This window comes from Galbibacter sp. (genome assembly GCF_048266365.1).
Taxonomy (GTDB): Bacteria; Bacteroidota; Bacteroidia; order Flavobacteriales; family Flavobacteriaceae; genus Galbibacter.
The window spans coordinates 203,318-229,598 of the sequence record NZ_JBLWZP010000001.1 but is presented as its reverse complement, the minus strand read 5'-3'; the positions used below and the strand labels follow the sequence as shown (position 1 = coordinate 229,598).

At 37.8% G+C, this 26,281-nt stretch carries 23 protein-coding genes; 14 read left to right on the top strand and 9 right to left on the bottom strand.

What is annotated here, in order from left to right:
- Nucleotides 1-21 precede the first annotated feature (21 nt).
- The 9 genes from ACN0TV_RS01040 to ACN0TV_RS01000 all read left to right on the top strand — a co-directional run bounded on the left by ACN0TV_RS01040 (nucleotide 22) and on the right by ACN0TV_RS01000 (nucleotide 12,281).
- Complete coding sequence (locus ACN0TV_RS01040; RefSeq protein ID WP_417359237.1) at nucleotides 22-2,481, top strand: TonB-dependent siderophore receptor; 2,460 nt, start codon at nucleotides 22-24, stop codon at nucleotides 2,479-2,481.
- A 37-nt stretch (nucleotides 2,482-2,518) separates the two neighbouring features.
- On the top strand, nucleotides 2,519-4,882 hold the full coding sequence (locus ACN0TV_RS01035; protein ID WP_417359235.1) for a TonB-dependent receptor domain-containing protein: 2,364 nt from the start codon (nucleotides 2,519-2,521) through the stop codon (nucleotides 4,880-4,882).
- A 26-nt stretch (nucleotides 4,883-4,908) separates the two neighbouring features.
- Entirely contained in the window at nucleotides 4,909-5,625 is a 717-nt protein-coding gene (locus tag ACN0TV_RS01030) for a DUF4198 domain-containing protein (RefSeq protein WP_417359234.1), read from the top strand.
- A gap of 102 nt (nucleotides 5,626-5,727) precedes the next feature.
- Nucleotides 5,728-6,054 (top strand): hypothetical protein, encoded by a 327-nt coding sequence (locus tag ACN0TV_RS01025; protein WP_417359232.1) that lies wholly within the window; start codon nucleotides 5,728-5,730, stop codon nucleotides 6,052-6,054.
- A 3-nt stretch (nucleotides 6,055-6,057) separates the two neighbouring features.
- Entirely contained in the window at nucleotides 6,058-6,363 is a 306-nt protein-coding gene (locus tag ACN0TV_RS01020) for a hypothetical protein (RefSeq protein WP_417359230.1), read from the top strand.
- Nucleotides 6,363-7,988 (top strand): PepSY-associated TM helix domain-containing protein, encoded by a 1,626-nt coding sequence (locus ACN0TV_RS01015; RefSeq protein WP_417359228.1) that lies wholly within the window; start codon nucleotides 6,363-6,365, stop codon nucleotides 7,986-7,988. Before ACN0TV_RS01020 ends, ACN0TV_RS01015 begins: the two co-directional genes overlap by 1 nt.
- A gap of 392 nt (nucleotides 7,989-8,380) precedes the next feature.
- Complete coding sequence (gene htpG / locus ACN0TV_RS01010) at nucleotides 8,381-10,261, top strand: molecular chaperone HtpG (protein WP_417359226.1); 1,881 nt, start codon at nucleotides 8,381-8,383, stop codon at nucleotides 10,259-10,261.
- Between the two features lie 314 nt (nucleotides 10,262-10,575).
- Entirely contained in the window at nucleotides 10,576-11,766 is a 1,191-nt protein-coding gene (locus ACN0TV_RS01005; RefSeq protein ID WP_417359224.1) for an ATP-binding protein, read from the top strand.
- Nucleotides 11,767-11,882: 116 nt separating this feature from the next.
- On the top strand, nucleotides 11,883-12,281 hold the full coding sequence (locus ACN0TV_RS01000; RefSeq protein ID WP_417359222.1) for a hypothetical protein: 399 nt from the start codon (nucleotides 11,883-11,885) through the stop codon (nucleotides 12,279-12,281).
- Nucleotides 12,282-12,342: 61 nt separating this feature from the next.
- Here the strand turns inward: ACN0TV_RS01000 and ACN0TV_RS00995 are convergent, their stop codons facing one another.
- The 4 genes from ACN0TV_RS00995 to ACN0TV_RS00980 form a co-directional block, all read right to left on the bottom strand.
- On the bottom strand, nucleotides 12,343-12,939 hold the full coding sequence (locus ACN0TV_RS00995; protein ID WP_417359221.1) for a hypothetical protein: 597 nt from the start codon (nucleotides 12,937-12,939) through the stop codon (nucleotides 12,343-12,345).
- Nucleotides 12,923-13,399: an RNA polymerase sigma factor gene (locus tag ACN0TV_RS00990; protein WP_417359219.1), complete on the bottom strand. Its 477-nt coding sequence runs from the start codon at nucleotides 13,397-13,399 to the stop codon at nucleotides 12,923-12,925. The genes ACN0TV_RS00995 and ACN0TV_RS00990 overlap by 17 nt, the downstream gene beginning before the upstream one ends.
- Nucleotides 13,399-14,241 carry an alpha/beta fold hydrolase gene (locus ACN0TV_RS00985; protein ID WP_417359217.1) on the bottom strand — a complete coding sequence of 281 codons (843 nt, stop codon included), beginning with the start codon at nucleotides 14,239-14,241 and terminating at the stop codon, nucleotides 13,399-13,401. The genes ACN0TV_RS00990 and ACN0TV_RS00985 overlap by 1 nt, the downstream gene beginning before the upstream one ends.
- Before the next feature lie 210 nt (nucleotides 14,242-14,451).
- Nucleotides 14,452-15,051, bottom strand: a complete 600-nt coding sequence (locus ACN0TV_RS00980; protein WP_417359215.1) for a DUF3244 domain-containing protein — start codon at nucleotides 15,049-15,051, stop codon at nucleotides 14,452-14,454.
- 222 nt (nucleotides 15,052-15,273) lie between these two features.
- Here ACN0TV_RS00980 and ACN0TV_RS00975 point away from each other — a divergent pair, with 222 nt between their 5' ends.
- The gene (locus ACN0TV_RS00975; protein WP_417359213.1) at nucleotides 15,274-16,149 is read left to right on the top strand and encodes an AraC family transcriptional regulator; all 876 of its coding nucleotides are present in this window, start codon (nucleotides 15,274-15,276) and stop codon (nucleotides 16,147-16,149) included.
- A gap of 28 nt (nucleotides 16,150-16,177) precedes the next feature.
- Here ACN0TV_RS00975 and ACN0TV_RS00970 read toward each other — a convergent pair whose 3' ends face one another.
- The 3 genes from ACN0TV_RS00970 to ACN0TV_RS00960 are packed head-to-tail and all read right to left on the bottom strand — an operon-like array spanning nucleotide 16,178 to nucleotide 20,182.
- On the bottom strand, nucleotides 16,178-18,724 hold the full coding sequence (locus ACN0TV_RS00970; RefSeq protein WP_417359211.1) for a TonB-dependent receptor: 2,547 nt from the start codon (nucleotides 18,722-18,724) through the stop codon (nucleotides 16,178-16,180).
- Entirely contained in the window at nucleotides 18,714-19,625 is a 912-nt protein-coding gene (locus ACN0TV_RS00965) for a FecR family protein (protein WP_417359209.1), read from the bottom strand. Before ACN0TV_RS00965 ends, ACN0TV_RS00970 begins: the two co-directional genes overlap by 11 nt.
- A gap of 47 nt (nucleotides 19,626-19,672) precedes the next feature.
- Nucleotides 19,673-20,182 carry an RNA polymerase sigma factor gene (locus ACN0TV_RS00960; RefSeq protein ID WP_417359207.1) on the bottom strand — a complete coding sequence of 170 codons (510 nt, stop codon included), beginning with the start codon at nucleotides 20,180-20,182 and terminating at the stop codon, nucleotides 19,673-19,675.
- Between the two features lie 299 nt (nucleotides 20,183-20,481).
- Here ACN0TV_RS00960 and ACN0TV_RS00955 point away from each other — a divergent pair, with 299 nt between their 5' ends.
- The 3 genes from ACN0TV_RS00955 to ACN0TV_RS00945 all read left to right on the top strand — a co-directional run bounded on the left by ACN0TV_RS00955 (nucleotide 20,482) and on the right by ACN0TV_RS00945 (nucleotide 23,051).
- Nucleotides 20,482-21,531: a hypothetical protein gene (locus ACN0TV_RS00955; protein WP_417359205.1), complete on the top strand. Its 1,050-nt coding sequence runs from the start codon at nucleotides 20,482-20,484 to the stop codon at nucleotides 21,529-21,531.
- Nucleotides 21,532-21,628: 97 nt separating this feature from the next.
- Entirely contained in the window at nucleotides 21,629-22,399 is a 771-nt protein-coding gene (locus ACN0TV_RS00950; RefSeq protein WP_417359203.1) for a membrane metalloprotease, read from the top strand.
- A 139-nt stretch (nucleotides 22,400-22,538) separates the two neighbouring features.
- A complete protein-coding gene (locus ACN0TV_RS00945; RefSeq protein WP_417359201.1) occupies nucleotides 22,539-23,051 on the top strand; it encodes a hypothetical protein in 513 nt (170 codons plus the stop codon).
- Between the two features lie 92 nt (nucleotides 23,052-23,143).
- On the opposite strand, the gene ACN0TV_RS00940 is transcribed toward ACN0TV_RS00945, so the two are convergent.
- A complete protein-coding gene (locus ACN0TV_RS00940; RefSeq protein ID WP_417359199.1) occupies nucleotides 23,144-23,998 on the bottom strand; it encodes an AraC family transcriptional regulator in 855 nt (284 codons plus the stop codon).
- Between the two features lie 162 nt (nucleotides 23,999-24,160).
- Here ACN0TV_RS00940 and ACN0TV_RS00935 point away from each other — a divergent pair, with 162 nt between their 5' ends.
- The gene (locus ACN0TV_RS00935) at nucleotides 24,161-25,105 is read left to right on the top strand and encodes a phytanoyl-CoA dioxygenase family protein (protein WP_417359197.1); all 945 of its coding nucleotides are present in this window, start codon (nucleotides 24,161-24,163) and stop codon (nucleotides 25,103-25,105) included.
- 105 nt (nucleotides 25,106-25,210) lie between these two features.
- Here ACN0TV_RS00935 and ACN0TV_RS00930 read toward each other — a convergent pair whose 3' ends face one another.
- On the bottom strand, nucleotides 25,211-25,981 hold the full coding sequence (locus tag ACN0TV_RS00930) for a S1/P1 nuclease (protein WP_417359195.1): 771 nt from the start codon (nucleotides 25,979-25,981) through the stop codon (nucleotides 25,211-25,213).
- Nucleotides 25,982-26,281 lie beyond the last annotated feature (300 nt).

Sequence of the window (26,281 nt, the reverse complement as noted above, 5' to 3'; positions counted from 1 at the left end):
ATATAAATAACATTATTTCAAATGAAAAATATTCTTAGTTCTTTATTCATTATAGCATTTACAATGAGTAGTCTTGCACAGCATGGAACTATTTCCGGAAAGGTAATTTCGGATCAAGGAACCCCCATTTCCAATGCAAATGTAATCTTAAAAGGTACACATCAGGGTGTCAACACAAACCACGAAGGCATTTTTGAATTAACATCCCTTACCTCTGCTAACTACGCTCTGGTAGTTTCTTATGTAGGATTTCGATCTAAAACCATACGTACTTCGATATCGGAAAATCAAAACGTCGATCTAGGAACAATTATTCTTATTGAAAATAGCGAAGTTTTAAATGCGGTGGTTCTAGAGGCTGAACAAAAAAATAAATTTTACCGCCCTGAAAGCGCCGTGGTTTCAAAGCTGCCCTTAAAAGATATTGAGAACCCTCAGGTTTACAATACCATTCCAGCCAAATTACTGGAAGAACAGGTAATTACAAATTTTGAATCTGCTTTAAAAAACGCTCCGGGGATCTATAAATTATGGGAATCAACCGGAAGAGGTGGCGATGGCGGAGGCTATTATTCCTTAAGAGGTTTTGCAGTTCAACCCACAATGGTCAATGGTCTGCCGAGTTTAACCAATGGGACACCTGATCCAGCCAACATTGAAGGCGTTGAAGTTATTAAAGGCCCATCAGGTACCTTGTATGGTAGCAGTTTAATCTCTTATGGAGGTCTGATTAACATCAACACCAAACGTCCTTACTTCGAAGATTTTGGTGGAAGCATTGCTTATACTGCCGGCAGCTATGGATTAAACCGAGTAACCGCAGATGTAAATACTTTACTTAGCGATCAGAAGAATATTGCCTTAAGGGTAAATGCGGCTTATCATAAAGAGAACAGCTTTCAAGATGCCGGCTTTGCCAAATCATTTTACATAGCTCCCTCCCTAGCTTTCGAGGTCAATGACCGCTTGTCCTTCTTTGTCAATACTGAATTTTACAATGGGCGAAGTACAAATCAAACCATGCTCTTTTTAAATCGGGGTGCAGTACTTCACGCACACAATATGGACGAACTAGGGTATGACAATAAACGTTCTTTTACCAGCAACGATCTCTATGTGGATACACCAACATACAGCCTCCAAGGTGAAATGCGTTATATCCTTAGTGATAATTGGACCTCACAAACAGTGGTCTCAAGATCAAATGCAAAGTCTGATGGATATTACTCCTATTTAACTGACATTACCGCCACAGTGAATGAAAGTTCACCCATCACACAGGGAAGTGTATTTGCTCGTTATACAAGCAATCAAAATTCAGAAACCTTAGGTACTGATATTCAACAAAACTTTATTGGAGAATTCAATCTTGGAAACTTTAAAAACAAAATGGTTGCCGGTCTTGATTATTACCACCAAAAAGCAATCAATAGCGGAACAGGTTATGGCAGTCATGGATTCGTATATATCGGGAGCAATATCGATGAGTTTTCTGCAGTAGCATCTAGCTTGCATGAAGCCTCCGGCGCTCCGATGAATCAAACACCGGGAACTGATGATACCGGAGTATTGTCTCAGGCTGGAGCAGACGCAGGTATTGCTCTTTTGACCAACCCAGGAACACAATTGAGCGAATCAGAACAAAAGGTTTACAGCGCCTATGTATCGGATGTGATCTATTTTATGCCTGAACTCTCTGCTATGGCAAGTCTTCGAATTGATCATTTTTCAAATGACGCTCATGACCAAACCGCACTTTCACCAAAATTTGGGTTGGTATATCAACCTATACTTGACAAGGTATCCGTCTTTGCAAACTATATGAATGGTTTTTCAAATGTAGCCCCTCGAACCGTTGAAGACAACGGAAATGTAAGCAGTATTAGTTTTGATCCTGAACAAGCCAATCAATTTGAGTTTGGAACCAAAGTAAACCTATTCTCCAACAAGTTAGCTGCCACCTTAAGTTATTATGACATTCAGGTTTCCAACATCGTTCTCAGCACCGGGCCAAACACCTATTCTCAAGGTGGAGAACAAGTCAGTAGAGGGGTCGAGGCTAGCATGGTCGCCAACCCCATTGTAGGCCTAAACATCATAGCTGGTTATAGTTATAACGACAGTAAACTACAACGTGGTGCTGCCACATTTGAAGGCAGAAGACCAGAGGGCGCCGGGCCTGAAAACCTTGCTAATCTCTGGGCAAGCTACCGTTTCCAACAAGGAGGTCTCAAAGGCTTTGGCCTTGGATTTGGAGGTAACTATGCCGGGGAAAACAACATATTCGACAGAAATAATTTAGGAACTTTTACCCTTGATGACTATACTATAATTAACGCTTCAGTATTCTATGAAACGGAGGATTTTGGGATCACCCTAAAGCTGGACAATATCACTGACGAAGATTATTATTCCGGTTGGTCTACAATCAACCCTCAACGCTCAAGGATGTTCTCAGCAAACTTCACTTATAAATTTTAAACCAACAAATTAAAACAAGAACACAACCTGATTCATAATGAAAAATACATTATCAATAATACTCTGTCTCATAGGCTTCAATACCTTTGCACAACAAGCTGGTATCTCAGGGCATATCATCGGTGACAATGGCAAAGGAGTGCCCATGGTCACAGTACAGCTGGTAGAAATTGCTAAAGGAACCCAGGCTGACGACAATGGAAAGTTTCGTCTGGACAACGTAGCTCCTGGAAATTATACCTTACAGATGAGCAGTATCGGATACCAAACCCTTAGTAAAAATATCCAGGTTAAAACCAACCAAAACCTTAACCTCGGACGTATTAAAATGCAACAATCCACTGAATCCTTAGACGAAGTAGTTGTCAATGGAAACGGGCATGCTGATTTTCTGGTGAAACAACCTTCGACCTCCCTGCGTCTGACCACAGAGGTTTTGGAACTACCACAGAACATTCAAATCATCAGTAACAATCTAATCAAAAGCCAGAATCTTGTGAACATGATGGAGAATGTGACCAGAAATGTCAGCGGTGCCCAAATGATTGAACACTGGGGTACTTTTGCGCGTATCAATATGCGAGGATTTAAACTTCCGGCCTTTAGAAACGGTTTAAATATTGAACTTCCATGGGGACCTCTTGCGGAAGATATGTCCATGGTGCAAAACATTGAATTTGTCAAGGGCCCTGCAGGTTTTATGCAATCCGCAGGTGAGCCTGGTGGATTTTACAATGTCGTTACCAAAAAACCAACCAACCAATCCATCAATGAAATCTCCTTTACTGCTGATAGTTTTGGAAGCTACAGGGTGAGTTTTGATTCTGGAGGTGCGCTAACCGAAGATAACAGACTGCAATACCGTTTGATATCCATGTATGAAGATGCACAAACCCATCGTGATTACGATGAAAGTGATCGCTTTGTCATTGCGCCTTCCCTGAGCTACGACATTACAGATAAGACCAAGGTCATCACTGAATTCACTTACCAACAATCCAACCAAATTACCGGAGCAGCTTACATTTTTGCCCCAGTAGAAGATGGCTTTGGAAGTCTGGATCGCAATTTTACATTTCTAGATAAAGATTTTCCACAATCTAAAATAGAGGAGGTAAGTATTTTAGTGAATGCCACCCATAAGTTTAATGATAAGTGGTCCGTAATAGGACAGTATATGTTTATGGACTACACCTCCACAGGCGCCTCAGCATGGCCGGCATCAGTGGTTGGAAACGGAGAGTTCTACCGTGGAATCAGTGTTTCAGATGCGGTTAGCACCAACGAGCTTGGGCAACTTTACATCAATGGAGAAGTCAACACAGGAGGCATTAAACACAAAATCATGGGAGGCTTTGATTATCGCCACCTGGAATACTGGGCGGATTGGAGTCAAGCCGGTGGAGGGCCAATAGATATTAACCAACCATTCAATATATACAATCCCGTGTACGGTGAGGCAGTCTATCCTGTTTTTGACAGAAGTGTATCGGTTAAAGTCCGAGGAGCAGCAAATTATCAAGGAACTATTTATCGCTCCTTTTACCTTCAAGATGAAGTTTGGATGTGGAATGATAGATTGCGTTTGACTCTTGCCGCACGGTATAACGGTGCCAAGATATTCGCTTATGGTGATCAAAGTCAGGATGAGAAAATCACCCCTAGAGCAGGGCTAAGCTTTAACATCTTACCCGATTTCACCTTCTATGCTTTATATGATCAGGCATTTACACCGCAGTACGGCCAAAGCTATACCAAAGAGAAGTTTGATCCATTGGAGTCTGTTGATATGGAAGGAGGGCTTAAAAAACAATGGTTTGGAGGAAAACTCAACACCAGTCTTACTTTCTATCAGATCACCAAGAACAATTATTTGGTAAGTGATCGTGAGAATGTCGATGAAAACGGGAATGACCGATTTCTTACCCAAACAGGTGAGGTGCAATCCAAGGGTATCGAATTTGATATGCAAGGACAGCTCACACCTGCTATTAATGTGGTCTTTAACTATGCCAACACAGACGTAGAAATTACCAAAGACACCAAAGAAGAAAATATTGGTGATAGTGTTGCCGGGCATGCCAAGCACCTGACCAACGGTTGGGTGAACTATGGCTTCCTTCCGGGAACTGCACTAGAGGGCTTTGCAGTCTCTTTGGGTTACCAATACCAAGTCGATCGTTCTACTTGGGCCTGGGGCGCAGACAATGAGGCGGTATTGCCAAACTACTTCCGCATGGATGGTGGGTTATCTTGGTCCAATGATCACTTTAGAGTGAACTTAAATGTCAATAACATTTTGGACAAGCACCTCTACTCAGGTGCTGCTTACGCTGACTATTTATACTGGCAGAGTGAACCCGGAATTAACGGAAGATTGACATTAACTTATAGATTTTAACAACTAACAATTCAAATACAAGAACCATGAAAAAATTAATTGCATTAGCGGTACTATTGTTAACTACTGCGAACAGTTTTGCCCATTATCTATGGATTGAAACCGCCGTTACCGGAAAAATCGGTGAAGAACAAATTGTAAAAGTACATATGGGTGAATACACCTATGGTGTAATTGAAGAAGTTGCAGGTGAAGCTTTTCAGGGAGTGAATAATTTTACACTTTGGGCCGTAAGTCCTTCCGGCAAAAAAATTGCCCTTAAAACCACAGCGCAAAAAGATCATTACAAAGCCGTTTTTACACCTAAAGAAAATGGGACATACACCCTATTGTTGAACAATGACCAAATTGATGTTATTGATTATACCCAATATGACTTTGGGATTTTTAAAACACATTACCACGCTGTTGCTAATGTTAACGTAGGTGAAGGGCTAAATGATACCACAGCACAAAACAAGAACGGTATCACCGTTAAGCGTATTGCTACAGGGGACGATGAGGTTAAATTACAACTGCTATTTAAAGGTAAGCCACTTGCAAAAAGTGAAGTGAAACTCTATGTCAAAGACCTATGGTCAAAAACATTAGAGACCGATCAAGATGGCTATATCAGCTTTGGATTGCCTTGGGACACCAAGTATATCCTTGAAGCAACACACCAGGAAGAAGTTCCAGGCACCTACAAAGGAGAAGATTATGAATTTGTATGGCATTGTGTAACATATTGTATACCAGCTTAATTATTGAAATTAGCTTGGGGGGAGTGTGGTACAGCGCCGAAATTAACTCTCGGTGCTGTTGCCACTTTAAATACCACTCAGATTAACTGATTATAAACACCAATGACAACACTAATTCTCTTATTGACCTTTGCAGGCTTTTATGCCTTATATAACACCTCCTCACGTGTTGAGTTACCTCAAGGACGCTTTGAGGTGTGGTTAAGGAACCAAGCTTTGCTAAAACCATCTGGAATTGCGCTACTTCTAGGGGGGCTTCTTTTGACTGTTGTTTCAAAAGGATTGGCTGCCGGGATACTGTATTGGTTTGTTATCCTAACCACTATTGCAAGTCTCGTTATTCTGATCTGTCCACTTAAAATACTGGATTACAAAACAATCGCACTTGTTTTTGTTGGGATTGTTATTGCTGAAAATTTTATATTGTAGTATATGCCTGCCAACAAAAAATACCTGACAACATCCCCTTGGGAACGCATTGCGAAGATCACTGCCGGCTTTATCGGAGGCTATATGGTAAGCGTGAGCTTTCATTTAGCCCTAGCCGTATGGCTAAATCATGTCAATGTTATCATCACCATGACTTACAATGGTTTTATACTTTGGGCAGTCCTAATGATCTTGGCGTTTTTAGCCAAAAACCCCTGGAAATTATGGGGCTTGTACCTATTGCTTACAGCTGTATTCTATGCCGCATTGTATTTTGGTAAATTATATCACCCTATCATCCCATCCTAATGAATAACAGATCCTATAACATTCTATTTCATCTACATACCATCAGTGGTATCATTATCAGTGCAGGGCTTTTTGTAATTTTCTTCACAGGATCCTTTTCCTTTTTTAGAGATGAGATCGCGAACTGGCAAAAGGAAGAATACACCCAACCCGGCGATCAAGGAATTAAGAGCAATTTAGACCCTATAATGGACTCCCTAAGTAAAAATTACATCCTCTATGGCCGTGATATTGAAATTGGACGTCATTACAATGAACGTAGGGTAGATATCAATATGACTGCCTCTAAGGACAGCCTAGCCTCTGAACAAGCAAAGCTTGGAAGCTTTTTCTACTTGGACACGGATACCTTTGATACTTACAGCTATTTAGAATCATACACCTTGGGTGAATTTCTGTATCGCTTACATTTCTTTGCTCAAATCCCCTACCCGTACGGCTATTATACCTCCGGGCTGGTTTCCTTCTTTTTTCTTTTCGCCATTATCACGGGAATACTAGTCCATTGGAATAAAATTGTCAGTAACTTCTACACCTTTCGCCCAAGAGCAAAACTCAAAACCATCTGGACCGATGCTCATACGGCCTTAGGTGTTATCGGTTTGCCATTCCAATTTGTTTATGCGGTAACGGGAGCTTTTTTTATGCTAAACGTATTGATGGCTGCCCCTAACATTATGTTTTTATTTGAGGGAAGTCAACAAAAATTATATAACGAATTAGAGATGAGCGAAACCCCTCCGCCGCTCGCTTATGAAAAACTTGACCAGATTCCATCCATTGAAGGGTTTGCTCAGCAGGCTAGGGATAAATGGCAAAATATAAACCTTACACACCTACACATCTACAATTACGGAGATCGCAGTATGAGGGTTACCGTAGAGGGCGAGCTCCCTAAAAATGATAAATACACAGGAACCGCTATACTCAGCTTTGACGCTGGCAGTGGTGCAATTCTAGCCGAAAAGGATCCCTATAAGGAAAACACCTATTTGGATGGAGTTAAAAATTTCTTGTATCGTATTCACTATGGTGATTATGCTGGATATGGCCTTAGAATCATCAGTTTTGTATTGGGTCTGATTTCTTGTTTTGTTATACTCTCCGGAGTACTCATCTGGCTGGTGGCTAGGGAGAAGAAAAGTGTTGCAGAACGTAAACGACGATTCAATCGTGCCTTGGTAAATATTTATGTGTCAGTTTGCCTTACTCTATATCCTATCACTGCATTGAGCTTTATTGCTGTTAAAATACAAGGAGAGGTAGATAAATCTTTTGTGAACGATTTCTATTTCATAAGTTGGCTCTTGCTAAGTTTGTTTTTTATCTGGAGAAAAGACAATTACTTCACTAATAAATACTGTTTGTTATTAGGTAGTGCCATTGGGTTCATAGTACCCCTAGTCAATGGTATAGTTAGTGGGAATTGGTTCTGGCTTAGCGTAAACGAGCAACTATTCCAATCCTTCTTTATCGATATGCTTTGGATCGTATTATCCATAGTGAGCCTTTGGGTGTTCTTTAAACTCAAAAGAAAGGATGATTCGACACATGACCAAAAGGTCCAAAAGCACAGTAAAAAACCTGTGCATGCAAGGATTGAAAACGCTGAAGTTGTCAGCTAACCAGCTATACCGTTTGCTGTATTAAGCAAGACAAAAGCTAAGACAATAGTAATAAAGTGTTGCTTTTTTAGTAGGCCAAATATGGCGCACTAAAAAAAGCGCTCAACCATTACATAGTGAGCGCTTTTCAACAACCTAACCAATTAATAACGTAACTTATACGTAAGTATTCACTCTTAATTTACAATATATAGTATATATCTTAATTTAATTTATTACTTATTCCCCTACAATATAATACTTTTAACGGATAAATAAAAGGTATTCCATAATTATTTTAATTGAAATTCTCGATAATCAGACTGTCGCCAACTGTCATCTTGTCACAGCAGTTGATATGGTATTTTTTTTGCGTTAAGACTTACAGAGTTTAAACATAAATTTCAAACAATATGACAACCGGAAATATTAATGTAGCCGTTGAAAACATCTTTCCGTTAATAAAGAAGTTTTTATACAGTGATCACGAGATCTTTTTAAGAGAGCTCATATCCAATGCTACTGATGCAACCCTAAAACTAAAACACCTTACCAATATAGGGGAAGCACCAGGAGTTGAATACGACAATCCTGTAATCGAAGTGAGGATAGATGCAGATGCTAATAAATTGCATATTATAGACCGGGGAATCGGAATGACTGCAGAGGAAGTACAAAAGTACATCAATGAGGTTGCCTTCTCCGGAGCAGAAGAATTTTTGGAAAAATATAAGGATTCTGCAAAAGATAGTGGTATTATCGGACATTTTGGTTTGGGATTCTATTCTGCTTTTATGGTAGCGGACAAAGTAGAGATCATATCAAAAAGCTTTAAAGACGAACCTGCCTGTCATTGGACTTGTGACGGTTCGCCTAAATATACCCTAGAGAGCTCAGACAAGACTGAGAGAGGAACTGAAATCATCTTACATATCAACGAAGACTCCAAAGAGTTTTTAGAAGAGGGTCGAATTTCAGAGCTCTTGACCAAGTATAATAAATTCATGCCGGTTTCCATTAAATTTGGAACTCGCGAAGAATCCAAAACCTCAGGAGAAGGAGAAGATGCTAAGGAAGAAAAAATTACCGTTGACAACATTATCAACAATCCAAATCCAGCATGGACCAAACAACCGGCTGATTTAAAAGATGAAGATTATAACAGCTTCTACAGAGAATTGTATCCAATGCAATTTGAGGAGCCGTTATTTCACATTCACCTCAACGTAGATTATCCTTTTAATCTTACCGGAATCTTATACTTCCCGAAACTCGGAAACGATCTCAATATGCAAAAAGATCGTATACAGTTGTATCAGAATCAAGTTTTTGTAACGGACAATGTAGAGGGTATCGTTCCTGAGTTTTTAACCATGTTAAAAGGGGTTATTGATTCGCCGGACATTCCATTGAACGTTTCTCGTTCTTATCTGCAAGCAGATGGTAACGTTAAGAAAATCTCTAGCTATATCACCAGAAAAGTGGCTGATAAATTAAAGGCTCTCTTTAATGACAACAGAGAAGATTTTGAGGCGAAGTGGAATGACATCAAGGTGGTTATAGAATACGGAATGCTTTCCGAGGATAAGTTCTTTGAAAAAGCAGACAAATTCGCATTGTACCCTACAGTTGACGGCGCTTATTATACCTTTGAAGAACTTAATGAGAAGATCAAAGACACCCAAACGGATAAGGATGGGAAATTAGTGATCCTATATGCTAGTGATAAGGATGCACAACATACCTATATCAACCAGGCCAGGGAGCGCGGATATGAAGTATTACTCATGGACTCTCCTATCGTAGGTCACTTAATGCAAAAACTAGAAACTTCCAAAGAGAACATTTCTTTTAGCAGAGTGGATTCCGATTCTATTGATAACCTTATCAAAAAGGACGAAGAGAAAATTTCCAAATTAAGCGAACAAGAACAAGAGACGCTAAAGACTACTTTGGACGAGGTGGTTCCAAAAGAGAAGTTCACAGTGCAGCTAGAGGCATTGGATAGTAGTGCATCTCCATTTACAATCACACAACCTGAGTTTATGCGTCGTATGAAAGAGATGAGTGCTACCGGTGGCGGAATGTTTGGAATGGGTAATATGCCGGAGATTTACAATCTAATTGTAAACACCAATCACGAATTGGTAGGTCAAATTCTAAACACCAAAACACAGGCTAAAAAAGAGCGACTTATTAAACAGTCCCTTGATTTAGCACGTTTGTCTCAAGGTTTGTTAAAGGGTGAAGAGCTCACAAATTTTGTAAAACGCAGTTACGAAATGATCAAGTAATTGAATTTTTAATACAATACTCAAAAGGCTGTTTGTTTTCAAACGGCCTTTTTTTAGTTAAAGGTTACATATAGACTATAGGGGGACTGCGCCAACGGACTAGCGTTAGGGATTTTCTATAGAGGTATGTCAGTCGGGCCAAGTTAACCACAAGACTATTCTTCAATACTTCGAAATTTCCGTTTGAGTACTATGGCTACAGTTGTACGGTTTAAACAGCAACAAAATTAAACGGCTTTCAAACGCATTCAACCAACAATTTCAAGTATTTAGGGTTCCATATTACAAAAAATTGCTTTCTGAAGAGAGCAATTATGGATGATCTACTATTTGAGTTCCAAATAAAAATGGAACGTATATCACTGGATATTCAACGTTATATCATTAAGGAATTGGATTTGAATAACCGTCTGATTGCCATAAAAGGCGCAAGAGGAGCTGGGAAGACAACGCTGCTTTTGCAACTCGCCAAGCTGCATCTACCACTACAATCCACCTTATATGTTAGTTTGGATCATATATACTTTTTTGACAATAAACTATACGAGCTGGCTAAACAATTCGTACAATTTGGGGGAACACATTTGTTACTTGATGAGGTGCATAAATATCCTACCTGGTCAAGAGAAATAAAGTTGATTTATGACAATTTTCCTGAGCTTTCAGTTATTTTCATCTCTTCTTCAATGCTTGAAATATATAAATCTGAATCAGATTTAAGCAGAAGAGCAATATCCTATGATCTTAAAGAATTATCCTTTAGGGAGTTCACCATCTTTGAGACTAAAAAGATATTTCCCGCTTATACCTTTGATGAGATTTTAAAAAACCATCAAAGTATTGCCACAACACTTTTAAAAGAAATAAAGCCTTTAGCGCTATTTGAAAAATACCTGCAAATCGGTGCATACCCGTATTACAAGGAAAATGAGTCACAGTACCAAAGGAAATTAAACAACACCATTAATCTTATCATCGAAGTAGACATAAATGCCGTAGAAGATGTTCAATACGACACCTTGGTTAAACTAAAAAAACTACTGATCACAATTGCTTCAAGTGCTCCGTTTACCCCTAATATCACTAAAATCAGTGAGAAAGTGGGTGTTTCTCGTAATATGCTGGTGCAAAGTATTAAGATTCTGGAGCGGGCTGGACTAGTCAACGAATTGTATAACGATAGTACCGGTATTGGAGTCCTCACAAAACCAGAAAAATTATACCTAAACAATAGCAATCTAATGTATGCTTTGGCTAAAGAGAACACCAATATTGGAAATGTTCGTGAAACATTTTTCTTAAATCAATTCAAGGGCTTACATGAGATTAACCTTTCTCAATACGCAGATTTTGTGATAGACAAAACCTACACCTTTGAAGTTGGAGGAAAGAACAAAACAAAAAAACAAATCGCTTCTATTGAAAATTCCTATATAGCAAAAGACGGTATCGAAATCGGCTTTGGAAATATCATCCCCGTTTGGCTTTTTGGTTTTATGTACTAGGTCGTTTTCAAGACTTATGGATTGTAAAAGGCCTGTTGTATCGAATTGATATTTTGATTACCTTGTTGTTTTGAGTCAGTATAGTATCCATTAATCGTCCAGCAATTACTCCGTCCATGAAAACATTATTTGAAAAGTTAAAACTAGAGCATCAAAAGGAAATTCTAATTATCAATGAACCAGAGGGTTTCGCTGATAAATTAGCAGAACTTGTGGACATAGATATCTATCAATCCCTTATACAGGTTAATAAAATGGAATTTGCCCTTCTTTTTGTTTCTTATATACAAGAGTTCGAAGATCAGCTGCAAACCCTACTTCCCAAGCTTAAGGACGATGTTATCCTATGGGTGGCACACCCTAGGAAAAAGTCTAAAAATCTACCGACTGATATTACCAATGATTACCGTTGGGATCCACTAGTTAAAAAAGGCTACGATCAGGTCAAAGGTTTAAAAATAGACTCAGACTGGGAAGCACTTCGTTTTAGAAGATCAGAGTACATCAAAAAGTAATTCAAGTAAATTCTTAAAACAAAGATTTAGCACTAGGGCTTTGCGCTTGCATTGGCCCTGGTTATTGTTGTTCTTGCCACTGGGTGTTTATATGTTCAAAGGTATCAATGAGCTCATCGAGTTTTCTTTGTTGCTTTTTAATGACTCTAGGCCTAAAGTAAAACCAGTTCAGAGCCAACCATATCAAAGTGATACTATAGGTAAAGCATCCCCAAAACAGTGTCATCATCGAGGTGTACTCAAAAAAATACAGGCAAAGTCCAATGGAGAGCATGATAAAATATAATGAGAGCATGGTAGTTTGCATAAATCTTTGCTTAACCACAAGAGCTTTTAGATTTTGTACATAGTCGTGATTGGAATCAGTACTATCTATTGTTTTAAGGTTCCCTGAGAACCTATTGAAAAACCACAGATAGATTAACATGCCCAAAACACAAATGATTATTCCGATTTTAGTGCTTAAATATTGGGGTTGAAAGTAGATCCAAATAAAAATAATAAATCCACAGGTTAATAATAGGAATATATTGGTTATGGCAAGCTTGCGCAAGTTGACTTTTTTATAGCGCCTTAATTTATCTAGCAATTCCGTCATATCCGGCTGCTCGCTTTTCTGCCGCTGCCATATGTTTTTCAAATCAATATTGGTTTCCATGCTCCTTAAACTTTTGCATTAATTTCTCCTTGATTCTGTGAATTTTCACCCTTACGTTAACCTCTGAAAGCCCCACAATCTTGGCAATTTCAGCTTGATTGATCTCCTCTAATTCTAATGAAATTACAATCCTATCTATTTCCTTTAATTCCGAGATACACTGATAAAGAAATTGGATTTGAGGCTCTATAGAGATCGCTTTTTCCTCTTTTACATCAATAACCAAGCTTGTTTTCTTTATTCGACCCTCTACTTCAATATGGCGTAAGCAGGTATTGGAGGCTATCCTAAATATCCATGTCCCTATATTGGATTCATTTCGAAATTTCCCGAGCTGCTTCCACACAGTAATAAAGGTCTCCTGGGTTAAATCTTGCGCCAAACTATGGTTATTTACATAACCCATGCAAACACGGAAGATACGCTGCCAATAGGTTGTATATATTTGGTCAAAATCCATTACTGCCCTGCGGTAAAGTTAATGAGTTGGTCAAGATACCATTGTCTATCATCAAACATGATGAAATGTAATCCTTTTTTAGCATATTGAATATCTGCTGTAGTAAGATTTTTAAACTGAGCATCAATACTGCTTTTGAAATTCACCATGCCAGAGGATAACATCACCAATACAGGACATTTGATAGTGCTGATTTTTTCTCTTAGATCCGTATTCCAAAAATCGCAATACATGCTAGCAAACACTTCTCTATCTGAATCCACGGTCCAAGCCAGGATTTCATCCTGCATACTGGTGTCGGCAACCATTTGAGGAATGCTCGCTTTTTGCATTTGGTAAAATTGCTCATCTGAAATTGAAGTCATTTGATTTACCATGGCAGAACAATCGGCTTCTTTTACCGAAGTAAATAAAGGATTTGAAAGTGCTTGTAGACAAGGAAGCCCGTCTACCACAACGATTCGATCCACTAAATCAGGATAGTCTGCCGCGATGGCCATCGCAAGCACACCGCCCATGCTATGACCTACTAGAATTGGTTTTTTAATAGCCTTATCTTTTATAAAGTCAGCAATGGAAGTTTTCCAATGATCAAAACTTGGATTGCCTTTCGCAGGAACTCCTGCAAAACCCGCCATAGTTAAGGTGTAGCAGTTAAAATCATTTTCAAAGTTAGCTTTGGTCTGATCCCATACTTCACCTGAGCATCCGAAGCCAGGAATAAAAATCATGGATGTAATACCCTCTCCTGTCTTTTGAACCTCAAAAGGGTAGGTTTCAATTTGGCCAAAAATAGTGGCGAGGATAATGTTACAGAACCAAAATGCAATAGATGTTCCCATATCTTTTAATTGTTTAATTCAACCTTTAGATACGAGACTTCCTAGAATGTTACACCTACCTTGGAGCAAATTGTAAATATGCTAAAAATAAAAAAACACCCTTTCGGATGTCTTACTCTATACCAACTCAGATTTAAATCCCTAAAAAAAAGGCATAAAAAAAAGGGAGTCTAACCTCTCCCTTTTCAACTTCAAAAATCTAATTTAAGATTACAAGCTAACTGTTTTGTAATAAGTGTTCCCTAAGTGGGTAACTTCCAATCTGTAAACTCTATGATCGTTCACAGAAGAGAAATCAAATCTTTTTCCTATGCTCTTTTTTCCCTGTAATTTTTCTTGGTGTACTAATGAATTTGAAGATTGATCAAATACTTTGATCTCTACAACAGATTCATCGATGTTTAAAAGGTTTAAACTTACGATGTCTCCATCAACTCTAAAGTGAGGTTTGTAAGTAGTCTCCTTTTTTTCGCTGTTAATAACAGTTTCGTTTTCATTAAATACCACTGGAATTCTTTCAACTTTAGTGTCGCTCTCTACAGTAAAGTAGTACGTCCCGTTTGGTAAATCTTTAAAATTGTAACGCTTAATACTTGTTGGTAGGGTTTTGTATGAGTAGCTGTACAAAATCATTCCGCTAGCATCAACAAATGAGATATCAACCGGTTGATTCGATCTTTCAATTACTAAATCAACAGTTCTGTTATCTACTTTTTTTACATACATGTAAAAATCCTTTGCACTTACTGTTGCTAAAGTTGCAATACTCAATACTACAACCGCCAAACTTCTTTTAAATACGTTTTTCATTTCTTGCAATTTTAATAGTTATTTTTTCATCTAAACTATGGTACAAATATACCCCCATATTGCCGTGATAACTACCTCCAAATTTTCAAGTTTATGTTCTATATTAACATAATCTCAATGTTAATTTAATGTTAAGGATAAAATAAGACATATTTTGGTTAAAATTTTGTACCTTGCAATGGTCATTAATTCATGGATTCTAGAATATAAACAACTGATTATATGAGTATTAAAAAACCAGCATTAGAGGTTATCAACCCAAGTTTCGGAAGTTCGTTCTCTTTTATCAAGTTTAAAGAGAACCAAAACCAAAATACTTCCTATTGGCATTACCATCCGGAAATTGAATTGGTTTATGTAAAAGGAGGTGCCGGGAAACGCCAAATTGGTAGTCATATATCCTATTATACAGAAGGAGATTTAATCCTCATTGGTTCAAATCTTCCACATTGTGGCTTTACAGATAAATTCACCGGTAACGAAAATGAGGTGGTAATTCAGATGCTTCCTGATTTTTTAGGTTCAGAAATGATGGACAAACCGGAGATGGCAAATATCAAACTGCTTTTTAAACGCTGCAGAGGAGGATTAGCCTTTACCGGAAAAACTAAAGAAGTTATCGGTGAAAAGATTGAGAATTTGGAGGGTATGAATAATTTTGAACGTCTTTTGGGTTTCTTATCCATCCTAGAGAAGCTTCAGCACGCCGAGGATTATCAAATCTTAAATGCCGAAGGATTTTCAATGCAAGCTGATGTACAGGATAACGAGCGTATCAATGTTGTCTTTAATTATGTAAAGACAAATTTTCAAAGACAAATTCCTTTAGAAGAAATTGCCGATGTCTCAGGGATGACTGTACCTTCATTCTGTAGATACTTCAAACACATCACCGGTAAGACTTTTACGAATTTTGTCAATGAATACCGCCTTGTACATGCCTCCAAGCTCCTGGCAGAAAAGCCCATCGGTATTACTGATATTTGTTTTGAAAGTGGATTTAACAACTTCTCATACTTTAACAAATCCTTTAAAAAGTTCACTGGTAAATCTCCATCGCAGTACCGAAATGAATTAAAGACAGTTTTGGAAAATTAATATGAAGTAAGTTAGTGGAACTTAAGGCTTAAAATTTAACCCTTAAAGTGACATTAGGCGTTAATCCCAAGGCTTTATTGTCGACCTCAATAGTTGATTCGGAATTACTTGGATCGACCCGATAATAGCGATTTATGCTATTTTTCCTATCCAAAACATTTAAGACACCCACGCGAATAGAACCTCTGACGTGCTCTGATAGCATAAGGCTGTAATTTAAAGAGGCATCTAATCGCATAAAATCATCGAGGTTACTACTATTAGGAGTATCGTAATTTACGGTGGTTTGACCGCCGCTTTGTACGGTCTCATTTCCTGCAACGGGTTTGGTATAGGGTTTCCCTGTGCGCCACATACCACCTATAGATAGCTGTAAGCGCTCTAACGCTTCATAGTTAAAGGCAGCTGTTACAGAATGTCTGATATCCACATTGTTTGGAAATTTTGAAGGTGTAAAGGATTTAAACTCATAATCATTGACACTGTAGGTATAACTCAACCAGGTACTGTATTTATCTGCAGTTTTATTTATTAAAAATTCAACCCCTCTGGCATCATAGCTGCCTGTAGCATTTATAAATTGAAAGTTGTTATAAAAACCTTGATTTGAGGCTGTGATTCCTTCTACCCTCTTATAAAAGCCTTCAACATCAAAAATCAAGTTGTTATGGTTATACTCGAATCCGAAGGATGCTTGTTTGCTTTCAGAAATGGGGATGTCTTGTTCATTAGCCAAGATCCAACGTCTGTTTTCCACCCCTAAAAAGTCATCCTGAAAATCAAATATTTGAGTAGCTGACTGGTTCTTAAATTCCCCTTGAAGTTTTAGTGCAAACAGTCTTGACAACTTTTGTCTTATATTTAATCTGGGTTCTATAAGCACCTTATGAAACTTTTGAAAATAGTTGGCTCGGACTCCTATTCTAAAATAGGTGCTGTTCTTACTGTATTCCAACTCGCTAAACAGGGCGTGATTTCGTAACACGTCCTTTTTCGTTTTATTATAATCCGGCGCCGTAACTGTGGTCTGATTTAGAATCCCTATTTCGCTGAATTGATACCCATTTAGCCATTTTAGATGCTCGCTAAGGGTCGAATAGGCTTTAAACTTGATTCCTGTCTCCAGCACCTCATTAGCCTGGGTCAATTTTTGATCGGTTTCAATTCTATAATCGATAGCATCCACCATATAGTTTGAATAAAAACCAATCAACTCGGTTTTAAAGTTCTCATTCCAATTGGCTTTCCAATTCAATCCTACCCCTATGTTCTCCTGACTTAAATTGTTTGTCTTTGAGGTGGACTGCCCCTGGCTATCGGTATAACTTTCTTTATAATCAAGATTGTTGTTGATACCAATAATATTGGCTCGGAATTTATGATTGTCATTCAAATCAAACAAAAGCTTTGCCGAATAGTCATAAAAAAAGAAATCCGAAGATTGACTACTCTGTGCTATACTCTTCTCCGAGGTAACCAGGTCACTATCCTGAAAGCTGCGTTTATAATAATTATCAAAGGTCGGGGAGGCAAAAAAGTCGGTAAAAGAACGCCTTCCTGAGAGGTGTAGTGCTAATTTTTTAGTGATAGGGATTTCTAAAAAGGCATCTCCGTTGATCAAACTAACCCCGGCACCGCCATGCAACTTACCGGTTATTACATCTTTTGTAAACATATTAATCGTACTGGACACCCCATCACTAAATTCACTACTGGTTCCATTCTTAATGACGACGACTTTGTTGGTTAGGTAGGGATTATAGGCTGATATCAATCCAAAGAAATGGCCGGAATGATACATCTTAACATGATCCCACAGCATTAAATTCTGATCGTTGGTTCCACCCCTGACATTGATATTGGCAATACTTTCATTTACACTCTCAACCCCCGGAAGTGCCTGAATGGATTGTAAGATATCCGGATCACTTAGACCAGGTAAAATCCCGAATCGCTCAGTGTTTAACACCGTACTCCCATCCTTCATTCGTTGTAAACCAGTGGTCAAAAATTTAGTAATGACTACCTCGTTAAGGGTTTCTTTAATTTCATGAAGTGCAAGGGTATTACAACTATGATCTGAAGTAAACAAAGATTTTGCACTAATTTGTTTACTCTTGTATCCCAAATAGGAAATGGTAATTAGTGAGGTTAATGGCACATCGTTTAACTCAAACTCTCCCGATACGTTTGTAATGGTTCCGATATTGGTGTTGTGTACAAAAATTGAAGCGCCATATAAAGGTTGATTAGTTTCAGCGGAGACCACCGTACTACAAACCGTAATTATTTTATCAATCGCCGATACTGTGATGTAACGCTCGTCTAGTTTATTGAAATTCAAAAGTGTTTTATCATTTAAATACGCCAGGGTCTGTTGTAGGTTTAAAGTTGGGTCAGGCACTTCAACGCTCAACTGTTGTAATTGGGAAGGGGCATAGGAGAACTTGACATCAAATTTTTTTTCAATATTTGTTATAAGGTCCACTAGAGGTATAGGGTCTGAATCGACCTGACTATAACTAAATTGAATGCAGTATAATAGTATATAAAGTATCCATTTTCTATTTCCCATATGCGTAAATCGTTACCCTGTTGCCTTCAATTCTATAACTTAGGTTTAAAGGAATTGTAATGGATTGTAAAGCGGTGTTTTTATCCTTGTGCGTAAATGAACCTGTGAACAATTGAGAACCATCTATAGCCTCCAGGCTAACCTCTAAGTCATATTGTCGTTCTAGTTCACTGACAACTAGGTTTAAAGGAGTTTTCTCAAAACTGGATTCTTTATCTAACCAAGAAGGCGTTTTGGCCACAAAATCATTCACTACTTGAATGTCTCCATTGACTACCTTAAAGGATTTTCCTTTGCTTAGTTTTATGGTTTTATCATTATAGGTTACCCCTACCAACCCTTCATAGCATTGCACTTCAAAATAATTCTCGCGTTTTTTTACATTAAATTGGGTTCCCAAAACTTGAACCATTCCAGCGGATGTGTGTACCGTAAACTTGGCTCCTTTACTCACTTTAAAAAAGGCCTCACCATTGAGCTCTATGTCCCGTTTGTCATTCCAAGTTTTCTTATTGTAAACCAGTTCAGATTTTGCATTTAATATCGCCTCAGAGGTATCTGGTAAAACGATAGTTTGGGTTTGTGCGATTCGGGTTTCGAAAGACTTCATATTGTTGAAGAATATAAAGTAGGACGAAACAAGCAGCACGGCAACAACAGCCGCGACTTTCATAAAATCCTTAAAGCCAATCGGAATAACTTTGGTTTGCTGCTTCTTTATATCCCTGCCTCTAAAGACCTCCAAAGCTTTTTGTTTATCGACCCTCGGCGGCTCTAATTGAGAGGCATAAAAGGATATCCGCTCTAAAGTGTCTAGGTCTTCAGATCGTTTTAAATCCTCAACCTCTTCCTTAGAGAGTTTGTTATCAAACCATTTTAATATGTTATTTTCGTTTTTCATTTTATACTCCTTCAATACTAAGACAACTGAATTCTGTTTTACCCTACCTATATACCGTCAATATGTTCTCGTAAAATTTTTAAGGCTGCAGACATACGCTTCTCCACTGCCTTTTGAGAGATGTCCAACAGATCAGCAATCTCTTTGTATTTTTTACCATCTATGCGGTTTAATAAAAAAACCTCTCGTTGGCTATCCGTTAATAAAGCAATGGCGTTTTGGAGTTTGACCTTAAACTCTTCTTCTTCTAAAATATATTCTGGGCTTTCGTTGGTTCTATCCATCAAAGGGGCATCCTTGGCATAATCCATAACCACCTTATTGTGTTTTACCTTATTAAGGAATAAATTATTCACCGTGGTGAATAAATAGGTCTTTGCTTTGGTAAAATCAATCTTGGAACAATTTTCCCATATTTTATAAAATGCATCTTGCACCAGATCTAAAGCACCATCTTTATCCCCGCATTTGTAATAAGCAAAATTGCTAGCCGATTGGATATGCTTCAGGTAAAAATGATTGAAATAGTGCTCTTCACAGAGCTTCTTCTCTTCCATCTAAATAGATAATTTGAGACGTTAAGTTAATGTTTTTCAAAAGTAAGGTAAATATTTTAGCTGATTTTAAAATAAAAACACCTTTAAAAAAAAGTGAAATAATCCAGTGTTTATAGGTCGTAACGATTAATATCCCGAGCTGTCCTGATTAATAATCCCACGCAACATCCTTTTAAATTTACAAATTATTTTAAATTTAGTTAGGGTAAAGTTAAATGTAGTTGTCTTACTAATACATAGGCAAAATAAAAATTGCTATGAATGTGAAAAAGAAACTTTATAATTTAAAAATTACGATCATGAAAAATTTAAAACTAGTAAGTATTTTAATTTTAACGACACTATTTTCCTTTACCTCTTGTCAAGATGAGGTGGATGTTGAAAACGGACAAAACCCAAACACCAATACTGCAAACTCTCAAACGGCAAACAACTTAGAGCGTTCTGCCATGCATGATGGAAGCTTTGATGATTTTTTAGATGACACTTCTTGTTCATCAATCGTATTGCCGGTGGTTGCCACTGTAAACGGTACTGAAATATCTATAGTAAGCCAGGCTCAATACGAATTGGTTTTAGAAATTTTAGCAGAACTCAATGACGATGATGATCTTATTACATTCCAATTTCCTATAACTGTTATGACCAGTAATTATACTGAAATCACTGTAGCAAGTCAAGCAGAATACCAAGCTATAATGGATGCTTGTGATGATCTTGAAAATGACGGAGAAGACGCTATTTCTTGTATTGACATCGATTTCCCAATCACAATTTTAACCTACAGTGCGAGTCTCGAGCAAACAGGTAGTGTTGTAATACAATCTAAAATGGAGTTGTACGCCTACATGGATGATTTTGGTGATGATGAATTCTTCGCTATAGATTACCCAATTACCGCAACGGTTAATGGAGATACAACAGTTACACTTCACAGTGATGCAGACTTAAAAGGTAGTATTACTGAATGTATAGGTGTTGAAGAAATGGAAGATGACGCTGAAGATGATGCGGAAGAATTAGAAGATGCTTTAGTTCAAAGTAGCTTTAAGGTTGCCTCCTTTATAAATGCAGGTGTAGAAAAATCTGCAGATTATGCAGAGTACACGATTGATTTTGCAAACGATTACAGCCTTACAGCGATTAACACAGCTATAGGTACCGTAGAAGGAACTTATAAAGTAGCATCTGCTACAGAGGTTTTCTTAGAACTAAACTTCTCAGGAAATGCAACCTTTAGTGTACTCAGCCAGCAATGGAAAGTAGTGGATTTTGATGATGATGATTCGTCAATAGTATTACAAAGCACTACCAATGCAGAAGTCACACTTACTTTAAACAAAATATAACACCTTGTATTGACATGGTTGGTTGGTCACCATTTTTAGTGGTGGAGCAGCTGTCGGGAAACCGGCAGCTGTTTACATAATTTAAAAAACAAAAGATATGAAAACACTATTAAAATTTGGATGGATCGTTCTGGTCTTTATGGCTTGTTCTAAAGATGAAGATTTAAACATCGATGAGAATCACATTGATAAATCGCTAAACCAAAAAATAACCGGAAGTTCTTCTCACGATCTGCTATCTGATGACAGATATAAGAGCATGCTTATCGAATTGGTGTATGTACAGGGACAAAAACCTTCACAAAGTAGTGTTGATAATTTTGTGGAATTTATTAAAAACAGGACTTACAAACCAAACGGGATTATTGTAGAGTCAAGGGCTATAACCGCTTCCGGAAAATCTAATTACACTATAGAGGATATTGTGAGTATCGAAGATGCTAATAGGACAAATTACAACCTCGATGATCAAATAGCCTTATGGGTTTATTTTTCAGATGGTGTTTCAAGTGAAGATACGGACTCCACTACAGTATTGGGTACGGCGTATAGAAATACCTCTTTTGTAATCTACCAACAGTCCATACAAAAATTCAGTGACGATGCTTTTGGGCCTAGTAGAGAACTTTTAGAAACCACTGTAATCACCCATGAATTCGGACATATCCTAGGTCTTACCAATTTCGGGGCTACCATGGTAGAAAATCATGAAGATGCCGAGCATGAAAGACACTGCGACAATGAAAGCTGTTTGATGTACTGGGCAGCAGAAAGTGGTACTGGATTAGCAAACTTAACTGGTGCTAGCTCTGCTCCCGGACTTGATGATCAGTGTATTTCTGATTTACGCGCAAACGGTGGTAAATAGGGGCTTAACGGCACATTTGCTATTTTAAATTCAGTACACCAAATTCATTTTGGCACGCATATTGAATATACTAAAGCAAAAGATTGAAAAAACAATTTTAAGGAGTATTAGTATTAACAACAAATTAAAATTTAGCGTTATGAAATCAATTAAAACAATAATACTGGTAATAGCATTAGCCTTTTCGTTTGGAGCAACTGCTCAACGATCTAATGCATCATATAAAAATAATGGTAAAGCACATGGAAATAAACATGTAGCATATAGAGATCACGGTAGTATGGATTATTACTCTGAATTAGCATATAACGATGCTAGATATGAACAACAATATCATGCTAGATCAGAAGCTGATGCGAAAGCATTTTGGAAGGCTCGAAAAAAATATGAGAAGGATCTAAAGAAAAGAGACCGAAAAGCCTATAAAGCATATATGAAAGCTAAAAAACGGGCTTATGCAAGTCATTATGACCACTGTGATACCCACTGTCACCATGGGCATGATTACTACAACCATGCTACTTTTTACTATCATGGATACGATAACTACTATGATAGATATCCAAGAAGAAGCAGTAGTAGAACAACTGTTAGAGTAAGTACTCCTAGTGTTAGAATAAGCACTCCTAATTTAAGTTTAGGGATTTTTTAGAAATCTAAATTTTTTATAATAGTTGGTAATTGAATGCCTGGCTTAATCAAACTTTAAGCCAGGCATTTTTTATGGTTAAAATCGATAAAGACTTAAGACCTTGCGCTAGTAGAATAGCGTCTCTTAAAGGCCGAAGGGGTCTCTCCAACTAGTTCTTTAAATAACTTATTGAAATATGAAATACTCTGGTAACCGACGCGGTAGCATACTTCTGAAATAGCCCCCTCTTGTAGCAAATAGGTTTTTGCTTGATTGATACGATAGCGATTGACAAAGTCCGTAAATGTAATATCGGTTTGTTTTTTAAAGTACCTGCAAAAGGCAGAGGTGCTTAGGTGTACCTGATCAGCGATCTCATTGACATCGGGATTCTTATCATAGTTCTCATGGATATAGTGGTATACAGTTCCCATTCTAATTTTGTCATGTAGAAAGAAGCGGATTCTTGTGTCTTCTTTATTAAGTCTCTCGAATTCTGTTGAAACTGCCAGTATTTGTAGGATCTCCATCAGATCCAATAGGGAAAAGAAATTATCTCTCAAATAAATCTGTTTCAGTTTTTCAACCACCTTTTCTTTGGTTTGTCCATAGAAGGACAAACCCAGATAAGAATCTTCCAGTAGTTTCATGATCGGTCCGAATTCAGGTATAGGTGCAATATTGGTTTCAAGGAAATTCTCTCTTAACTGCACCACGATTTGATGATAATCGGTTGCAATCCCATAATCAAAGTTGAGATGGGGTACATTAGAACCTATAAGCACCAGATCGCTATCTTCAAAATCAGAGATGTTCTTTCCAACATGTCTAATTCCATTGGTAGCTTCTACAAAAACCAGTTCTATTTCTGGATGGTAATGCCAATAAAAGTAGTTTTTAAGTCTGGGAGAAAACACCCTAAAGGAACAATGCTTATCAATCTCTATTTCTTCTTTTACAATCTTCATAACCTTATATTGAATACAAATTACAATAAATATAAGCAAAAATGTCAATGGAGAGCAAGAATTGGTCATTAGCGTAAAAAGCAAAACGATCAATTGTTCTCAATTTTGTAAAGTCTTAATTAAGAAACTCAAAAAAATAATACAATCAAAAAAACTAATAACATGGAAGTAAGAAAGAAAATGGAGGTGCAGGCCACCCCGGGTGACCCATCAATGCGAACAAAAAACAACCCCAAATTATCCACTAGGGCCAATGGTGAACCTTTACGGGTATTATCAGAAGCAGATTGGCAATTTTGGATAGACAATGGATATGTCATTATCAAAAATGCCATCTCAAAGGAGCAGGCAGCTAAAAGCGCGGCCTTTATATGGGAATTTGAAGATAAAGACCCTGATGACAGTGAAACTTGGTACAAGCGAGCAGATACTCACCATAAGATGAAAGAGTTGAACAATTCCGGTATGGTAGAAGTTTATAACAACCAGATACTTTGGGACAATCGTCAAAGTGAAAGAGTTCATCAGGCCTTTGCTGATATATGGGGAACAGAGAAGTTATGGGTGAGTATTGATAGAGCAAATCTAAACTTACCATCTAGACCTGGTCACCAGCATAAAGGTTTTATCCACTGGGATTATGATCCGCAAACCAAGCCACAGTACGTACAAGGTGTTTTGGCATTGGTAGATCAGACCGATGAGAATATGGGAGGTTTCCAGTGTATCCCGGAATTGTATAGAAACTATGATACTTGGAAACTCACACAACCGAAGGACAGAAACCGTTTTAAACCGGACACCACAGGCTTCACTCCTACTAAGGTGAAAATGGAAGCAGGAGATTTAATGATTTTCAACAGTTCACAACCTCATGGCATCCGTCCAAACAATAGTGATAAAGTTCGTATTGCACAATACATCACAATGATTCCTGCGGATGAAAAAAATGAAGAGCTGAGACAGTGGAGAGTTAATGCTTGGCATGATAGACTGGCACCACAGGATGATGCTTATCCGGGTGATCCCTTACAAAGAGAACGCAATTACCCTATCGCTGTATTGTCCCAGCGGGGCAAAAGACTGTTGGGATTAGACAAATATTAAAAACCGTATAAAAAAAACAACCGGTAGCGGCTGCTTTAAGAACTCGATACCGGTTGTTTTATCTTGTAACCTAAGGGTCGTGAATTGTGCTTTTAACCCCAAAGTTTAAAGTATTTCATCAAGAAGTTTCGCTAGGCGAAGTCCCCCTTTTTCCAATTGCATTTTTACAGTATCAAAATGCTCATACATATAAGTGTAACCTAACTTGTCTCCTACCTCAACAGAGGCGTAAACATCTTTGGCGATTTCTTGTGAATCAACAACCCAGTCCAGAAGATTACCTTGAACAATACGCTCTTTTTCTTCTTTACTTAGTATTGGAAGGTTTTCGCTTAACTCTGTATAACTCATATCGTAAGATTCGATCATATTACTATCCCAAAGACGGTGTAAATTCGTTCCTTTATTAAACCAACGTACTTGAAGATCATTGCCACCTTTGTCTTTTGCGTAACCTACGTGCATGGGCTGATGAAGGTCACCCACAAAATGGATCAATAATTTCAGATAAAATACTCTGTCTTCCTTAGATGCATCCTTATCTTGAACTACGGCTATACATTTTTGAATACCCGTTACTATATCACCGTATTTATATGGGGGTTCATCACCATATTTTTGACCTGGCGCTATATTAACATAATGCCAGGAACCAAATTTTCTGTAACGAGGATCTGATTTAATATCATCTCCAAAGTTGGCCACTAGTGCCAAACTCTGGCCGTCTAGCAATTTCTCTATCTTTTTGAGTGTACTTTTTTTAATATTTTGCTGAGCAACTTCCCCTACTACTCTATGCCCTGTTTTTCCCCAAAAGAATTCAGTGGCCGTCATTTGCTGTACTGTCAACAACAGCACTATAAATAATAAACGCATATACTAATTTTTGTCAAAAATAAAGCTTTTAATTGAACAATAGTTGGTTTATAATAGATTTGAAAATTACTGTTTTAATGTGGGCTAAAAGAGTCCCTGTTTATATAAATGCACTAAAAAGATGGATGTACGATTAACTATAGGGTGAGCGGTGTTTGTCGACCCAAAGCCCTGATTTTTCGCTTCAGATCTGTTATTGTTTTGCACTTACATCGGAAAATCCAGCGCTTTAAGGGGTGGCAAATTGTTAAATGTTCCTGTTCTTTCTTATCTTTACAGCACTTTATATGAGATGGGTTA

Excerpts from the sequence above, each read along its gene's own strand:
- ACN0TV_RS01030 (WP_417359234.1), top strand. The coding sequence starts at position 4,909 with ATGAAAAAATTAATTGCATTAGCGGTACTATTGTTAACTACTGCGAAC.
- htpG (WP_417359226.1), top strand. The coding sequence starts at position 8,381 with ATGACAACCGGAAATATTAATGTAGCCGTTGAAAACATCTTTCCGTTA.
- ACN0TV_RS00935 (WP_417359197.1), top strand. The coding sequence starts at position 24,161 with ATGGAAGTAAGAAAGAAAATGGAGGTGCAGGCCACCCCGGGTGACCCA.
- ACN0TV_RS01005 (WP_417359224.1), top strand. The coding sequence starts at position 10,576 with ATGGATGATCTACTATTTGAGTTCCAAATAAAAATGGAACGTATATCA.
- ACN0TV_RS01035 (WP_417359235.1), top strand. The coding sequence starts at position 2,519 with ATGAAAAATACATTATCAATAATACTCTGTCTCATAGGCTTCAATACC.
- ACN0TV_RS00970 (WP_417359211.1), bottom strand. The coding sequence starts at position 18,724 with ATGGGAAATAGAAAATGGATACTTTATATACTATTATACTGCATTCAA.
- ACN0TV_RS00980 (WP_417359215.1), bottom strand. The coding sequence starts at position 15,051 with ATGAAAAACGTATTTAAAAGAAGTTTGGCGGTTGTAGTATTGAGTATT.
- ACN0TV_RS00955 (WP_417359205.1), top strand. The coding sequence starts at position 20,482 with ATGAAAAATTTAAAACTAGTAAGTATTTTAATTTTAACGACACTATTT.
- ACN0TV_RS00975 (WP_417359213.1), top strand. The coding sequence starts at position 15,274 with ATGAGTATTAAAAAACCAGCATTAGAGGTTATCAACCCAAGTTTCGGA.
- ACN0TV_RS00960 (WP_417359207.1), bottom strand. The coding sequence starts at position 20,182 with ATGGAAGAGAAGAAGCTCTGTGAAGAGCACTATTTCAATCATTTTTAC.
- ACN0TV_RS00990 (WP_417359219.1), bottom strand. The coding sequence starts at position 13,399 with ATGGATTTTGACCAAATATATACAACCTATTGGCAGCGTATCTTCCGT.
- ACN0TV_RS00945 (WP_417359201.1), top strand. The coding sequence starts at position 22,539 with ATGAAATCAATTAAAACAATAATACTGGTAATAGCATTAGCCTTTTCG.
- ACN0TV_RS00985 (WP_417359217.1), bottom strand. The coding sequence starts at position 14,241 with ATGGGAACATCTATTGCATTTTGGTTCTGTAACATTATCCTCGCCACT.
- ACN0TV_RS01015 (WP_417359228.1), top strand. The coding sequence starts at position 6,363 with ATGAATAACAGATCCTATAACATTCTATTTCATCTACATACCATCAGT.
- ACN0TV_RS00995 (WP_417359221.1), bottom strand. The coding sequence starts at position 12,939 with ATGGAAACCAATATTGATTTGAAAAACATATGGCAGCGGCAGAAAAGC.
- ACN0TV_RS00930 (WP_417359195.1), bottom strand. The coding sequence starts at position 25,981 with ATGCGTTTATTATTTATAGTGCTGTTGTTGACAGTACAGCAAATGACG.
- ACN0TV_RS01020 (WP_417359230.1), top strand. The coding sequence starts at position 6,058 with ATGCCTGCCAACAAAAAATACCTGACAACATCCCCTTGGGAACGCATT.
- ACN0TV_RS01040 (WP_417359237.1), top strand. The coding sequence starts at position 22 with ATGAAAAATATTCTTAGTTCTTTATTCATTATAGCATTTACAATGAGT.
- ACN0TV_RS01025 (WP_417359232.1), top strand. The coding sequence starts at position 5,728 with ATGACAACACTAATTCTCTTATTGACCTTTGCAGGCTTTTATGCCTTA.
- ACN0TV_RS00950 (WP_417359203.1), top strand. The coding sequence starts at position 21,629 with ATGAAAACACTATTAAAATTTGGATGGATCGTTCTGGTCTTTATGGCT.
- ACN0TV_RS01000 (WP_417359222.1), top strand. The coding sequence starts at position 11,883 with ATGAAAACATTATTTGAAAAGTTAAAACTAGAGCATCAAAAGGAAATT.
- ACN0TV_RS00940 (WP_417359199.1), bottom strand. The coding sequence starts at position 23,998 with ATGAAGATTGTAAAAGAAGAAATAGAGATTGATAAGCATTGTTCCTTT.
- ACN0TV_RS00965 (WP_417359209.1), bottom strand. The coding sequence starts at position 19,625 with ATGAAAAACGAAAATAACATATTAAAATGGTTTGATAACAAACTCTCT.